The sequence below is a fragment of the Streptomyces lateritius genome (assembly GCF_014649715.1).
Classification (GTDB): domain Bacteria; phylum Actinomycetota; class Actinomycetes; order Streptomycetales; family Streptomycetaceae; genus Streptomyces; species Streptomyces lateritius.
Window position 1 is genome coordinate 18,320 of record NZ_BMTO01000015.1, and the last position, 13,807, is coordinate 32,126.

12 protein-coding genes are annotated in these 13,807 nt (G+C 73.7%); 3 read left to right on the plus strand and 9 right to left on the minus strand.

The genetic code is table 11. The features are described from left to right. Positions 1 to 5 precede the first annotated feature (5 nt). The 3 genes from IE136_RS26990 to IE136_RS27000 are packed head-to-tail and all read right to left on the minus strand — an operon-like array spanning position 6 to position 4,146. Positions 6 to 1,607 carry an acyl-CoA carboxylase subunit beta gene (locus tag IE136_RS26990; RefSeq protein ID WP_189601664.1) on the minus strand — a complete coding sequence of 534 codons (1,602 nt, stop codon included), beginning with the start codon at positions 1,605 to 1,607 and terminating at the stop codon, positions 6 to 8. Continuing rightward, the gene (locus IE136_RS26995; protein ID WP_189601665.1) at positions 1,604 to 3,328 is read right to left on the minus strand and encodes an acyclic terpene utilization AtuA family protein; all 1,725 of its coding nucleotides are present in this window, start codon (positions 3,326 to 3,328) and stop codon (positions 1,604 to 1,606) included. The genes IE136_RS26990 and IE136_RS26995 overlap by 4 nt, the downstream gene beginning before the upstream one ends. Then, positions 3,325 to 4,146 (minus strand): TIGR03084 family metal-binding protein, encoded by an 822-nt coding sequence (locus IE136_RS27000; RefSeq protein ID WP_189601666.1) that lies wholly within the window; start codon positions 4,144 to 4,146, stop codon positions 3,325 to 3,327. The genes IE136_RS26995 and IE136_RS27000 overlap by 4 nt, the downstream gene beginning before the upstream one ends. A gap of 210 nt (positions 4,147 to 4,356) precedes the next feature. Here IE136_RS27000 and IE136_RS27005 point away from each other — a divergent pair, with 210 nt between their 5' ends. Further along, positions 4,357 to 4,695, plus strand: coding sequence for a hypothetical protein (locus IE136_RS27005; RefSeq protein WP_189601667.1), 339 nt, complete (start codon positions 4,357 to 4,359; stop codon positions 4,693 to 4,695). Between the two features lie 24 nt (positions 4,696 to 4,719). Here the strand turns inward: IE136_RS27005 and IE136_RS27010 are convergent, their stop codons facing one another. Then, positions 4,720 to 5,661, minus strand: coding sequence for an EamA family transporter (locus IE136_RS27010; protein WP_158989050.1), 942 nt, complete (start codon positions 5,659 to 5,661; stop codon positions 4,720 to 4,722). Positions 5,662 to 5,832: 171 nt separating this feature from the next. On the opposite strand from IE136_RS27010, the gene IE136_RS27015 reads away from it, so the two are divergent. Further along, positions 5,833 to 6,690, plus strand: a complete 858-nt coding sequence (locus IE136_RS27015) for a LysR family transcriptional regulator (protein ID WP_189601668.1) — start codon at positions 5,833 to 5,835, stop codon at positions 6,688 to 6,690. Between the two features lie 22 nt (positions 6,691 to 6,712). On the opposite strand, the gene IE136_RS27020 is transcribed toward IE136_RS27015, so the two are convergent. Both IE136_RS27020 and IE136_RS27025 read right to left on the minus strand, forming a co-directional pair. Next, positions 6,713 to 7,306 (minus strand): MBL fold metallo-hydrolase, encoded by a 594-nt coding sequence (locus tag IE136_RS27020; RefSeq protein ID WP_158989046.1) that lies wholly within the window; start codon positions 7,304 to 7,306, stop codon positions 6,713 to 6,715. Between the two features lie 103 nt (positions 7,307 to 7,409). Further along, on the minus strand, positions 7,410 to 10,202 hold the full coding sequence (locus IE136_RS27025; RefSeq protein WP_189601669.1) for an FAD-binding and (Fe-S)-binding domain-containing protein: 2,793 nt from the start codon (positions 10,200 to 10,202) through the stop codon (positions 7,410 to 7,412). 51 nt (positions 10,203 to 10,253) lie between these two features. Between IE136_RS27025 and serC the strand changes: the two genes are divergently transcribed. Continuing rightward, complete coding sequence (gene serC / locus IE136_RS27030) at positions 10,254 to 11,372, plus strand: phosphoserine transaminase (protein WP_158989042.1); 1,119 nt, start codon at positions 10,254 to 10,256, stop codon at positions 11,370 to 11,372. 87 nt (positions 11,373 to 11,459) lie between these two features. On the opposite strand, the gene IE136_RS27035 is transcribed toward serC, so the two are convergent. The 3 genes from IE136_RS27035 to IE136_RS27045 all read right to left on the minus strand — a co-directional run bounded on the left by IE136_RS27035 (position 11,460) and on the right by IE136_RS27045 (position 13,769). Then, positions 11,460 to 11,825 (minus strand): cupin domain-containing protein, encoded by a 366-nt coding sequence (locus tag IE136_RS27035; protein ID WP_158989040.1) that lies wholly within the window; start codon positions 11,823 to 11,825, stop codon positions 11,460 to 11,462. A 112-nt stretch (positions 11,826 to 11,937) separates the two neighbouring features. Continuing rightward, positions 11,938 to 12,798, minus strand: a complete 861-nt coding sequence (locus IE136_RS27040) for an ABC transporter permease (RefSeq protein ID WP_158989038.1) — start codon at positions 12,796 to 12,798, stop codon at positions 11,938 to 11,940. Beyond that, on the minus strand, positions 12,795 to 13,769 hold the full coding sequence (locus IE136_RS27045; protein ID WP_158989036.1) for an ATP-binding cassette domain-containing protein: 975 nt from the start codon (positions 13,767 to 13,769) through the stop codon (positions 12,795 to 12,797). Before IE136_RS27045 ends, IE136_RS27040 begins: the two co-directional genes overlap by 4 nt. Positions 13,770 to 13,807 lie beyond the last annotated feature (38 nt).

A 13,807-nucleotide genomic window follows, 5' to 3' on the forward strand; every position in this document is an offset into this window, starting at 1 on the left:
GGGCCTCACATTCGGAAGACGCCGAAGCCGCCGCGCGCGCCCTCGACCGGTGCCGTGTGGATCGCGGACAGGCACAGGCCGAGGACCGTGCGGGTGTCGCGGGGGTCGATGACGCCGTCGTCGTACAGCCGTCCGGAGAGGAACATCGGCAGCGACTCCGCCTCGATCTGCGCCTCGACCATCGCGCGCAGTCCGGCGTCCGCCTCCTCGTCGTACGGCTGCCCCTTGGCGGCGGCGCTTGCCCGCGCCACGATCGACAGGACGCCGGCGAGCTGCTGCGGGCCCATCACGGCCGACTTGGCGCTCGGCCAGGCGAAGAGGAAGCGCGGGTCGTAGGCCCGGCCGCACATGCCGTAGTGCCCGGCGCCGTACGACGCTCCCATCAGGACGGACAGGTGCGGGACGCGGCTGTTCGACACCGCGTTGATCATCATCGCGCCGTGCTTGATGATGCCGCCCTGTTCGTACTCCTTGCCGACCATGTAGCCGGTGGTGTTGTGAAGGAAGATCAGCGGGATGTCCCGCTGGTTGGCGAGCTGGATGAACTGCGCCGCCTTCTGCGACTCCGGACTGAACAGCACACCCTGGGCGTTGGCGAGGATGCCGACCGGGTAGCCGTGCAGCGCGGCCCAGCCGGTCACCAGGCTCGGCCCGTACAGCGGCTTGAACTCGTCGAAGTCCGAGCCGTCCACGATCCGGGCGATCACCTCGCGCGGGTCGAACGGCGTCTTCAGGTCCTCCGGCACGATCCCGAGCAGTTCGTCCCCGTCGTACTTCGGCTGCCGGACGGGAACCGAGGGGTCCGGGTGCGCCTTGCGGTGGTTCAGCCGGGCGACGATCCGCCGCGCCTGGCGCAGCGCGTCCGGCTCGTCGACGGCGTAGTGGTCGGCGAGGCCGGAGGTGCGGGCGTGCATCTCGGCGCCGCCGAGCGACTCGTCGTCGCTCTCCTCCCCCGTCGCCATCTTCACCAGCGGTGGACCGCCGAGGAAGACCTTCGACCGCTCCTTGATCATCACCGTGTGGTCGGACATGCCGGGGACGTACGCCCCGCCGGCCGTCGAGTTGCCGAAGACGACCGCGATCGTGGGGATCCCGGCGGCGGAGAGCCGGGTGATGTCGCGGAACAGCGCCCCGCCGGGGACGAAGATCTCCTTCTGGGACGGCAGGTCGGCGCCGCCGGACTCGACGAGCGCGATGCACGGCAGCCGGTTGGCGTACGCGATCTCGTTCGCCCGCAGCGCCTTCCTCAGCGTCCACGGGTTGGAGGCCCCGCCCCGCACGGTCGGGTCGTTGGCGGTGATCAGGCACTCGACGCCCTCCACCACCCCGATACCGGTCACGATCGAGGCGCCCACCGGATGGTCACTGCCCCAGGCGGCGAGCGGCGACAGTTCGAGGAAGGGCGTGTCGGGGTCGATCAGCAGCTCGATCCGCTCGCGGGCGAGGAGTTTCCCGCGCCCCCGGTGCCGTGCGACGTACTTCTCGCCGCCGCCCGCGAGCGCCTTTGCGTGTTCGGCGTCGAGCGCGGCGAGCCTGCCGAGCATGGCGGCGCGGTGGGCCGCGTAGTCGGGTCCCCCGGTGTCGAGGGCGGAGGCGAGGACGGTCACAGGAGTTCCTCCGGTACGTCGAGTTCACGGGCGCGGAGCCATTCGCCGAGAGCCTTGGCCTGCGGGTCGAAGCGGGCCTGGGAGGCGACGCCCTCCCCGAGGAGTCCGGTGACGACGAAGTTCACCGCCCGCAGTCCGGGCAGGTCATGACGTACGACGGGCAGGCCGGCGGTCTCCGGGAGGAGTGCGCGCAGCCGCTCCACGGTGAGGGTGTGGGCGAGCCAGCGCCATTCCCGGTCCGAACGGACCCAGACGCCGACGTTCGCGTCCCCGCCCTTGTCGCCGCTGCGGGCCCCGGCGACGCGCCCCAGTGGCACCCGGCGCGTGGGCCCGGCAGGCAGGGGTTCGGGGAGCGGGGGCGGCTCGACCGGTGCCGGTTCCCGGGTGTGCGGCGGCACGGGGACGCGAACGCGGGTCCCGTCGGGCAGCACGGCGGTGTGCGGGACGTCGGCGGCCGGTACGTACGCGGCCTCGAAGACGCCGTAGGGCGCGCCCTTGCCGGGCGGTGCGGTGACGTGGAAGCCGGGGTAGCTGGCGAGGGCGAGCTCGATCACGGCGCCGCTGAGCGCGCGGCCGACGGCCTCGGGGCCGGGGTCACGGACCACGAGGCGGAGCAGGGCGCTCGCGGTCTCCTCGGTCTCGGCGTCGGCCCGGTCGGTGCGGGCCAGCTCCCACCGCACCTCGGCGGGACGGGACTCGGCCCGGGTGAAGGCGTCCTCGATCTGGTCCTGGACGAGCCGGGCCTTCGCCTCGATGTCGAGTCCGGTGAGGACGAGGACGACCTCGTTGCGGAAGCCGCCGAGGCGGCAGCGGCCGGCCTTGAGGGTGGACGGCGGGGCCTCGCCGCGTACACCGCTGATCCGGACCCGGTCGGGGCCGGCCTGGGTGAGCCGTACGGTGTCGAGCCGGGCGGTGACGTCGGGTCCCGCGTACCGGGCGCCGGCCGTCTCGTACAGGAGCTGCGCGGTGACCGTGCCGATGTCGACGAGGCCGCCCGTACCGGGGTGCTTGGTGATGACGGACGTGCCGTCGGGGTGGATCTCGGCGAGGGGGAAACTGGGGCGGCGCACGTCGTGCTCCCGGAAGAAGGCGTAGTTGCCGCCGGTGGCCTGGGTGCCGCACTCCAGGACGTGTCCGGCGACGACGGCGCCCGCGAGGCGGTCGTGGTCGGCGGGCTCGGCGGGGTCCCAGCCGAAGAACCACTGGGCCGGGCCGGTGACGAGGGCGGCGTCGGTGACGCGGCCGGTGACGACGACGTCGGCGCCGGCCGCGAGACAGGCGGCGATGCCGCCGCCGCCGAGGTAGGCGTTGGCGGCGAGGACTCCCCCGGCCGGAGGCCGGGGGGACCCCCCACTCGCCTCGCTCGCCCCGGCGGGCAGCCGGTCGCCTTCGACATGGGCGATCCGCGCCGGGACGCCGAGGCGGTCCGCCAGGGCGCGCAGGGCGTCGGCGAGGCCGGCCGGGTTCAGGCCGCCCGCGTTGGTGACGATCCGGACGCCCCGCTCGTGGGCGAGGCCGAGACCCTCCTCCATCTGCCGCAGGAAGGTCTTGGCGTAGCCCGCGTCCGGGTCCTTCAGCAGGTCGCGGCCGAGGATGAGCATGGTCAGTTCGGCGAGGTAGTCACCGGTGAGGACGTCGAGTCCGCCGCCGGTGAGCATCTCGCGGACGGCGTCGAACCGGTCGCCGTAGAAGCCGGACGCGTTGCCGATACGGAGGATCACCGGGCCGCCCCCTCGGCGGAACGGCCGGGACCGGAGCTCTCGGCGGGACGGCCGGGGCCGGCCGGTCCGGCGAAGGCCTGGGCGATCGACAGCCAGCGCTCGGCGTCCGCGCCCTCGGCGCGCAGGCCGGTGTCGTCCCGGTGGACGCGCTGGGTGACGAGGAGGCAGAAGTCGAGGGCGGTCCCGCTGATCCGCTGGGCCGCGTCCGGAGGTCCGTAGACCCACTCCCGGCCGTCGGGGGCGACCAGCTCCACCCGGAACGGCTCGGCCGGCGCCGTGATCCCCCGTACGAGATAGGCGTAGTCGCGGGCCCGGACGCCGATCCAGGCCACGTGCCGGAGCCGGTCGGTCGGTTCGCGGACGAGACCGAGGGCGTCGGCGACGTCCTGCCCGTGCGCCCAGGTCTCCATGAGCCGGGCGGTGCCCATGGAGATGGCGCTCATGGGCGGGCCGTACCAGGGGAAGCGGGCGCCGGGCGGTGCCTCGCGCAGCGCGCGCTGGAGCTGCTCGCGTCCCGCCCGCCAGCGGGCGAGCAGCTCGTGGGGCGGGAGTGCGGCGCCTTCCTCGGCGCCCTCGTCGACGAAGGTGCCGGGGGCGGCGAGGGCCTTCTCGGTCTCGGCGGCGAAGGCATCCGGGTCGGTGGCGGCGAGCAGGGCGGCCCGGTCGGTCCAGGCGAGATGGGCGATCTGGTGGGCGACGGTCCAGCCTTCGGCGGGGGTCGGAGCGGCCCATCCCGCACCGCTCAACCCGTCGACCATCCGGTCGACTTCCTCGCTCTCGCTGCGCAGATCGTCGAGGACGACGGCAGGGTCGGACACGGTGCGCTCCCCTCGGGAAGGGTGGGACACGGGCCTGTGCCGAGGAGCATGGCAGCGCCCCGTAAAACAAGCAAGCATGCTTGCTTGAAAATCTGCGGGAGGGGTGCGGACGGCCCACCCGTTTCCGTTCTCCGACCGGTTCACCCTGGTCAGCACGCTCGGCGTGCCCGAGGTCAGCACCCCTTCTACCTGGACTCACGGCCCCTTACGGTGGCTCTCTTCGCCCTGCGGGGCACCGGACCGCTGCGCGCCGCCCACGCCCGGCCGGGCCTGCGGCGACTCCTGACCGACTCCGCCCGCCGGGTGGACCCGGGCGGCGACCGCTTCGCCCTGCGCACCGACGCCCACGGGGACGAGCGCCACGCCGCGTACGCCCTGACCGGCGACGGACAGAGCCGGGCCGGCGGCCTCGTCGCCGCCCACGCCACCCGCACCCTCCTCAACGGCGGCCTCCCGCCCGGGGCCCACCGCATCGAACGGCTCCCGGCCCTCGCGGGCGTCCCGGAGGCACTCGCAGCGAACGGCGTGCGGGTGTACCGGAAGACCTGAGGGGCACGGTCCCGCCGCCGGGCGTCAGTCCTGGGGCCGGGCCTTGCGCATCTGCGTACGGACCGCGCCCATGCTCGCGGCGATGACCAGGGAGACGGCGAGCGCGTCCGTCACGGACAGGGCCTGGTGCAGGACGAGGAAGCCGGCCGTCGCCGCGATGGCCGGTTCCAGGCTCATCAGGATCGCGAAGGTGGGCGCGGGGAGGCGTCTCAGGGCGAGGAGTTCGAGGGTGTACGGAAGGACGGAGGACATCAGCGCGACGGCGAGACCGAGGCCGATCGTCGACGGTACGAGCAGCTTGTCGCCCGCCTCCACGATGCCGAAGGGCAGGCTCAGCACGGCGCCGAAGGCCATGGCGAGCGCCAGCCCGTCCGCCTGCGGGAAGCGGCGGCCGGTACGGGCGGAGAAGACGATGTACGTCGCCCACATCGCGCCCGCGGCGAGCGCGAAGGCGGCGCCCAGCGGGTCGAGCCGGTCGAAGCCGCCGCCGCTGAGCAGGAGGACACCGCCGAGGGCGAGTCCGGCCCAGAGCAGGTTCACCAGCCGGCGGGAGGCGATCACGGAGAGGATCAGCGGGCCGAGGACCTCCAGGGTCACGGCGGCGCCCAGCGGGATCCTGTCGGCGGCCTGGTAGAAGAGGATGTTCATGCCCGCCATGGCGGTGCCGAAGGCGACGATCGTGCCCCAGTCGGCGCGGCCGTAGCCGCGGACCTTGGGGCGGCAGACGATCAGCAGGACGGCCGCGGCGAGCACGAGCCGGAGCGTGACGACGCCGAGCGCGCCCGCCCGGGGCATGAGCAGCACGGCGATCGCGGAGCCGAACTGTACGGAGAGACCACCGGCGACGACGAGCGCGACGGGTCCCAGGCGTGCCGCACGGCCACCGGGAGCGGCCGGGGCCGCTGCCGGGCCGGCCGCCGCCTCGGGTACGGAGACGGCGGCGATGTCCTTGACCGGGCTGTCCACCGGCTCACTCCCTTGCGTGGCTCCTCGGCGGCTGACACCCCGAGCATAGTTCATCAAACTGGACTGTCAGTCCAGAATAATGCACTCGCCAACCGGGCTCCCGACTCTCACGCTACGAGCCACCGCGCGGCGGGTGAAATGCCGATTGGGCTGCGCTTATGCTCCGGACGCATGGGCATCGAGCTGCGTCATCTCCGCTGCTTCCTCGCCATCGCCGAGGAGGGCAACGTGACCAGGGCGGCGGCCCGGCTCCACCTCACCCAGCCCGCCGTCTCCCGCACGCTCGCCGCCCTGGAGAAACACCTCGGGGTCCGGCTCGTCGACCGCTCCACCCACCACCTCGCCCTCACCGCCGAAGGCCGCGCCTTCCACGACCGGGCGGCCGCCGCGGTCACCGCCTTCGACGCCGCCCTCGACCCCGCACGGCTGCGCCACCGCCCGCTCCGGGTGGGGTACGCATGGTCGGCACTCGGCCCGTACACCACTCCCCTGCTCCGGCGCTGGCAGCACGAGCACCCCGGGACGCCGCTGGAACTCCTCCGCGTCGACGACCGCACGGCCGGGCTCGTCCGTGGCGAGGTGGACGCGGCGCTGCTCCGGGGACCGGTGGACGCGCCGGGCCTGGCGACGGCGGAGCTGACGGCCGAGACCCGGATCGCCGCCGTCCCCGCCGACAGCCCCCTCTCCGGCCGGCCGACGGTGCTGCTCGCGGACCTCGCCGGCGAGACGGTCGTCCTCAACACCGTCTCCGGCACGACGACCCTCGACCTCTGGCCCCGCGCCCACCGCCCGGCCGGGACGCTGACCGTCGGCAACACCGACGACTGGCTCACGGCGATCGCGGCGGGCCGGGGGGTGGGCGTCTCCTCCGCCTCCACGGCCGCGATGCACCCGCACCCGGGCGTGACCTACCGCCCCCTGACGGACGCGCCGCCCGTGCCACTGGTCCTGGCCTGGCGGGACGCGTCCCCGCACCCGGCGATCGGGGCGCTGGTGACCCTCGCCCGCGCGATCACCCGGGAGGCGTGAATCCCCCGCCTCCCGGCCTGGGCTACACCGGCGCCTGCTCCCCCGCCGGAAACGGGCCGCCGTGGCCCGGGACGATGACGTCGGCCGCCGCCAGGACCCGCAGGCGCGAGGTGCGCAGGGTGTCGCGGTCCGGGGCGACCGGGTCCTCGGCCGGGCCGTCCGGGCGCCACCAGAGGTCGCCGGCGAAGGCGATCACGCCGTCCGCCGTACCGGCGAGGAGCGTGATGTCTTCGGGGCTGTGCCCCGGAGTGCGGATCAGGCGCAGCGACGGGGTGAGCTCGTGGCCCTCCGCGTCGCGGTCCGTCCACTGGTCGGCGCGGTACTCCGCCTTGTGGTCGTGGACGCGCGCCTGGCCGAACAGGCCGACGTTCAGGGTGTTGTCGGGGTGGTGGTGGCTGAGCACGACGTCGGTGATGTCGTCGGGGCCCAGGCCGAGTTCCGCGAGCGGGCCGAGGATGCGGTCGCGGCTCGCCACCATGCCCGGGTCGACGATCACATGGCGCTCGCCGTCGGTGACGTACGAGACGGTGGCGGCGACCCCGGGCCCCGTGGAGAGGGTGTATCCGGTCGTCAGGACGGTGTAGCGGGCGGTGGTGCCGAGCGGCTTCTCTGTCATGGCTCCACCTTCGCCGGACCGGGAGCCGGCCACGAGTGGCCGCGCTGCCACCGATCGCGGGTTTCGTGCCAACACGGGGCCACTCCCCTCGGGGTCCATGCCCTCAGGGTTCGCGCGCCGGCAGCGCCTGCGCCAGGACCTCCGCCAGGTGCCGCCCCCGCCGGTCCGTCAGGTGGTCGATCTGCGTACGGCAGGAGAATCCGTCGGCCAGGACGAGCGCGTCCTCACCGGCGGACCGCAGCGCCGGCAGGAGCTGGTCCTCGGCGCAGGCCACCGACACCTCGTAGTGACCGGGCTCGAAGCCGAAGTTGCCCGCCAGACCGCAACAGCCGCCGCTCAGCCCACCGGTCAGGCCCGCCCGCTCCCGCAGGCGCCGCTCGGCCGTGTCACCGAGGACCGCGTGCTGGTGGCAGTGGGTCTGGCCGACCACCTCGCGGTCCAGGCGCGGCGGGTCCCACGTCGGCGCGAACTCCTCGATCGCCTGGGCGAAGGTCCGTACGGAAGAGGCCAGTCGGCGGGCCCGGGGGTCGTCGGGCAGGAGTTCCGGCAGGTCCGTGCGCAGGGTCGCCGCACAGGAGGGTTCGAGGACGACCACCGGTCCCGGCGCGTCCGCCATGACGTCGAGGGTGGAGCGCATGACCGCGCGCGCCCGGTCGAGCTGTCCGGTGGAGACGTACGTGAGTCCGCAGCACACCCGGCCGGGCGGCAGCCCGACCCGGACCCCGGCCGCTTCCAGGACCCGTACCGCCGAGCGGCCGACGTGCGGAGCGAGGTGGTTGGTGAAGGTGTCGGGCCACAGCAGCACGTCGGAAGGCGTCTCCAGGCGCGTGCCGAACCAGGAGACGAACGTCCGGGACGCGACGCGCGGAAGATCCCGCTCCGGAGTGACGCCCGCCAGACGGGCGGCGAAGGGCAGGGCGCGGCCGAGGTTGAGTGCCGGGCCGAACCAGCGCAGCCACTGCGGCAGCCGGCCCATCGTGACGTGCGACCACGGCCGCCGCCTGCCCTCGTAGTGCCGGTGCAGGAACTCGGCCTTGTACGCGGCCATGTCGACGCCCACCGGGCAGTCGCTGCGGCAGCCCTTGCACGCGAGGCACAGGTCGAGCGCCTCGCGGACCTCCTCGGAGCGCCAGCCGCCGGTGACGACCTCCCCGAGGGCCATCTCGTGCAGCAGCCGCGCCCGGCCCCGCGTGGAGTGACGTTCCTCCCCCGTGGCGCGGTACGAAGGGCACATCACGCCCGGCCCCGCGCTCGGGCCCTCCACCCGGCACTTGGCGACCCCGACGCACCGCGCCACCTCGGGCACGACCAGGGGCAGCCCCTCGAAACGCAGCCCCGAGTCCAGCGGCTCGGGCCGCACCAGGATCCCCGGGTTCAGGCCGCCGTCCGGATCCCACACGTCCTTGACCTCGCCGAAGAGGCCGACCAGCTCGGGTCCGTACATCTTCGGCAGCAGCTCGGCCCGCGCCTTTCCGTCGCCGTGCTCGCCCGACAGCGATCCGCCGTGGGCGACGACCAGGTCCGCGACCGCCTCGGAGAACTCCCGGAAGCGGCCCACACCGGCGTCCGTCCACAGGTCGAAGTCGATCCGGACATGGATGCAGCCGTCGCCGAAGTGACCGTACGGAGTGCCCCGCAGGCCGTACGAGGCGAGCAGCGCCCGGAACTCCCGCAGGTACGCCCCCAGGCGCGCCGGCGGCACCGCGCAGTCCTCCCAGCCCGGCCAGGCCTCGCCGCCTCCCCCGGACCTCGTCGGGGAGGTGCCCCCGGGCATCCGGGTCGCCGTGCCGGCCGCGTCCTCACGGATCCGCCAGAGCGCCCGCCGCTCGGCCGGGTCCCTCACCACGGTCGCGTCGAGCGCGTCCGCCGCCCGGACCAGCTCACGCGCCGCGCTCTCCCCGTCCGCCTCGACGAAGAGCCACGCGCCGCCCCGGGGGAGCAGCTTCCGCTCGGCGCCGGGCACGAGGTCGTCCGCCATCCCCTCGACCGTCAGCGGCCCGTACGGCAGCAGCCCGGCCGCCGCGTCGGCGGCCGCGGTCTCGTCCGGGTAGCCGAGGACGGCGAGGACGGGCGCCGACGGCGCCTTCACCAGGCGTACGGTCGCCTCGGTCAGCACGCCGAGCGTCCCCTCGCTGCCGCACCAGGAGCGGGCCACGTCCGCGCCCCGCTCCGGCAGCAGCGCGTCGAGGGCGTAGCCGGAGATCCGGCGCGGGAGGCCGGCCGGGTAGCCCGTCCGCAGGACGGCGAGGTTCCGGTCGACGAGGTCGCGCAGTCCGGCGGGGGCGCCCCGCCAGTCGGGGCCGAGGCGCAGCTCCGTCCCCCGGTAGGTGAGGACGTCGAGGCCGAGGACGTTGTCGGCGGTCGTGCCCCAGGCCACGGAGTGCGCCCCGCACGCGTTGTTGCCGATCATGCCGCCGAGGGTGCAGCGGCTGTGGGTGGAGGGGTCGGGGCCGAAGGTGAGCCCGTACGGGCGTGCGGCCTCGCGCAGCCGGTCCAGGACCAGGCCGGGCTGGACGACGGCCGTGCGCGCCTCGGGGTCGAGGGAGACGAGCGCGCGCATGTGGCGGGTGAAGTCGAGCACGACGCCGGTGCCGGTGGCCTGGCCCGCGATCGAGGTGCCGCCGCCTCGGGCGACCACCGGTACCCCGAACGAGCGGCAGACGGACAGGGCGGCCGCCACGTCCGCCGCGTCGCGCGGGGCGACCACGCCCAGCGGCACCCGGCGGTAGTTGGACGCGTCCATCGTCGCCAGGGCCCGCGCCGTGGCGCCGAAGTCGACGTCTCCGGCCAGGGCCGCGCGCAGCGCCGCCGCCAGCTCCGGATGCTCCCCGCGATGCTCCTCGTGGTGTTCTTCGTGTTTTCCCACCAGGTCAGGATGTCTCACCTGTCGTCTCATCCGGCGGACATCGTCCGCCGTCGGCCCTTCCGACCGGATACGCTCCGCCTCGTGGCTGAGATCCGGATTCCCGCTGACATCAAGCCCGCCGACGGCCGTTTCGGCGCGGGCCCCTCCAAGGTGCGTACGGAGGCGCTGGACGCCCTGGCCGCCACCGGCACCTCCCTCCTCGGTACGTCCCACCGCCAGGCACCGGTCAAGAACCTGGTCGGCGAGGTACGCACCGGAGTGCGTGACCTCTTCTCCCTGCCCGAGGGCTACGAGGTGATCCTGGGCAACGGCGGTTCGACCGCCTTCTGGGACATCGCGACCCACGGGCTGATCGAGAACAAGTCGCAGCACCTGAGCTTCGGCGAGTTCTCCTCCAAGTTCGCGAAGGCCGCGAAGCTGGCCCCCTGGCTGGCCGAGCCGACCGTGATCTCCTCCGACCCGGGTACGCACCCGGAGCCGCGGGCCGAGGCGGGCGTCGACGTCTACGCGTTCACCCACAACGAGACCTCGACCGGTGTCGCCGCCCCGGTGAAGCGGGTCGCGGGCGCCGACGAGGGCGCGCTGGTCCTGGTCGACGCGACCTCCGGTGCGGGCGGCCTCCCGGTCGACATCACCGAGTCGGACGTCTACTACTTCGCGCCCCAGAAGTCGTTCGCCGCCGACGGTGGTCTGTGGCTGGCGGCGTTCTCCCCGGCCGCGCTGGAGCGGGCGAAGAGGATCCACGAGTCGGGCCGTCACATCCCGGAGTTCTTCTCGCTCCCGACGGCGATCGACAACTCCCTGAAGAACCAGACGTACAACACCCCGGCTCTCGCGACCCTCTTCCTGCTCAACGAGCAGCTGAAGTGGATCAACGGCCAGGGCGGTCTGGACTGGGCCGTGGCCCGCACCCGCGAGTCCTCCCAGAACCTGTACGGCTGGGCCGAGGAGTCGAAGTACGCGACGCCGTTCGTCACGGACGCGGCCAAGCGCTCCCAGGTCATCGGCACGATCGACTTCTCCGACGAGGTCGACGCGGCGGCGGTCGCCAAGGCGCTGCGCGCCAACGGCATCGTGGACACCGAGCCGTACCGCAAGCTGGGCCGCAACCAGCTGCGGATCGCGATGTTCCCGGCGGTCGACCCGGCGGACGTGCAGGCGCTGACGGCCTGCATCGACTACGTGATCGAGAAGCTGTAACGCCCGTGGGCACGGGGGCCCGGCGTCGGACATGGTCGATGCCGGGCCCTTCGCCGTCTCCCCGCCCGTGCCGGTGGCCCGCGCGGTTCAGCCCGCCTGCGCCTTCACGTGGTCGATCACCTCGTTGAACGCGGCGGTCGGCGAGAACTCCACGACGTCGACGTCCTCCAGGGCCTCGGGGGCGTGACCCGGCCCCCAGTAGTAGGCCTGCCCGGCCTCGTAGATCTCCTCGCCCGAAGCGGTCCGCATCCGGATCCGGCCCTTGAGCAGATAACCCCAGTGGGGGCACTGGCACAGGTCGTCCTCCAGGCCCTTGAGCGCCGGCGCCATGTCGGTTCCCCGGGGAAGGTGGAGGAAGGCGACGGTCATGTCGCCTCCGGCCTCCTGCATACGGAAGTCCAGACCGCCGCCCTCCATGGCGACAGGAGTGTCCTCGCGAGTGAATCCGGTCATGGTTTCCTCCACGCCTCGTCGCCCGATCCTTCTCCCCGCGTCGGGCTCTCCGGTCTTCCTCCAGTCTCGACCCGGCCGTGCTCCGGGTCGACGCGGGGGGAAGGAGCGCAGGTCAGCGACTGAGGGCCTGGAACCTGCGCACCGCGAGCGGGAGGAACACCGCCGTGATGGCCAGCGGCCAGACGAAGGCCATCAGGACGGCGTTCTGCTCCACCCAGCTGCCGCCGCCGGCCCCGGGGTTCCCGAAGAGTTCGCGGGTCGCGGTGACGGTCGAGGAGATCGGGTTCCACGCGGCGACCGGCGCGAGCCACGCGGGCATCAGGCTGGGCGCCACGTACACGCTGGAGACCATCGTGAGCGGGAAGATCACGGCGTACAGCGCGCCCGCGGCCTCGGCGTTCGGCAGGACGAGCCCGCACCAGACGCCCACCCAGATCAGGCTGAAGCGAAGGAGCAGCAGCAGGCCGAAGGCGAGCAGCGTCGCGGGGAGGCCGCCGTCTGAGTTCCAGCCGATGGCGAGGGCGGTCGCGGCGAGGATCGTCAGTTCGGCGGTGGCGACGAGGAGGTCGGCGACCCCCCGGCCGGTGGTGACGGCGGAAGGGGCCATCGGCATGGAACGGAAGCGGTCCACGACACCTTTGCCGACATCCGTGACGACGGTGGTGGCGGTGTTCATGAAGCCGAAGGCCATGGTCGTGGCGAACATGCCGGGCATGAGGAACTCCCGGTAGTCGCCGCCGCCCGGTACCCGCATCGCGCTGCCGAAGACGAATCCGTAGAGCAGCACGGAGACGATGGGGAAGCCGAGCACCCAGAGGATGGCCAGGGGCTGGCGGCGGTAGTTGAGCAGGGTGCGGCGGACGACGTTCCAGCAGTCGACGACGGCCCAGTAGGCGCGGCCGTGGCGGGTGTCGGGGGTCAGGTCCACGGGGGTGGGCGCGGCGGTGGCGGTCATCGTGGTGGCGGTGGTCATCGGTTCTCCTCGTCCGTGCGGTGGCCGGTCAGGGTCAGGAACACGTCGTCCAGGCTGGGGCGGCGCAGTCCGATGTCCTCGACGACGATCCGCTCGTCCCGAAGGGACCTGGCGACCTCGGTCAGGGCGTCGACGCGATCGGTGACGGGGGCGTGGAGGCGCCGTTCGGGCGCGTCGACCGTCGGTTCGCCGTCCCCGACGCGGGCGACGATCTCGCGGGCGGCGGCGAGGTCGGCGCGTTCGGTGACGACGACCTCGATCCGGTCGCCGCCGACCCGGTTCTTGAGGCCGTCGGGCGTGTCGTCGGCGATGGCCCGGCCCCGGTCCATGACGGTGATCCGGGAGGCGAGCCGGTCGGCCTCGTCGAGGTACTGCGTGGTGAGCAGGACGGTCGTGCCGCCCTCGACCAGGGTGCGGACCGCGTCCCAGACCTCTCCTCGGCCACGCGGATCCAGGCCGGTGGTCGGCTCGTCGAGGAAGAGGACGTCGGGGGCGAGGATCATCGAGGCGGCCAGGTCGAGGCGGCGGCGCATGCCGCCGCTGTAGGTGCCGGCCCCCTTGTCCGCGGCCTCGGCGAGGTCGAAGCGGTCGAGGAGTTCCGTGGCCCGGTCGCGGGCGCGGCGGGCGCCGAGGTGGAAGAGGCGGCCGAAGAGGTCCAGGTTCTGCCGCCCCGTGAGGCCCTCGTCGACGGCGGCGTACTGGCCGGCGAGGCCGATGCGGGCGCGTACGCCCCGCGGGTCGCGGGCCACGTCGAGTCCCGCGACCTCGGCCCGACCGCCGTCGGACTTCAGGAGCGTGGCGAGGACGCGCACGGCGGTGGTCTTGCCGGCGCCGTTGGGGCCGAGGAGGCCGTGGACGGTGCCGGGGCTGACGGCGAGGTCGAAGCCGGCGAGAGCGAAGGCGCCCCCTTTCCGGGTCCTGCCGCCGTAGCGCTTGCGGAGTCCTTCGGCGAGTACCGCGGGTGTGTCCATGGATCGGCCTCCACTCGTGACAGGAACTGAGTACACCG

Bases quoted from the DNA above. Each gene is read 5' to 3' on its own strand.
- IE136_RS27025 (WP_189601669.1), bottom strand. From the start codon at position 10,202: ATGAGACGACAGGTGAGACATCCTGACCTGGTGGGAAAACACGAAGAA.
- IE136_RS27045 (WP_158989036.1), bottom strand. From the start codon at position 13,769: ATGGACACACCCGCGGTACTCGCCGAAGGACTCCGCAAGCGCTACGGC.
- IE136_RS27040 (WP_158989038.1), bottom strand. From the start codon at position 12,798: ATGACCACCGCCACCACGATGACCGCCACCGCCGCGCCCACCCCCGTG.
- IE136_RS27035 (WP_158989040.1), bottom strand. From the start codon at position 11,825: ATGACCGGATTCACTCGCGAGGACACTCCTGTCGCCATGGAGGGCGGC.
- IE136_RS27015 (WP_189601668.1), top strand. From the start codon at position 5,833: ATGGGCATCGAGCTGCGTCATCTCCGCTGCTTCCTCGCCATCGCCGAG.
- IE136_RS27020 (WP_158989046.1), bottom strand. From the start codon at position 7,306: ATGACAGAGAAGCCGCTCGGCACCACCGCCCGCTACACCGTCCTGACG.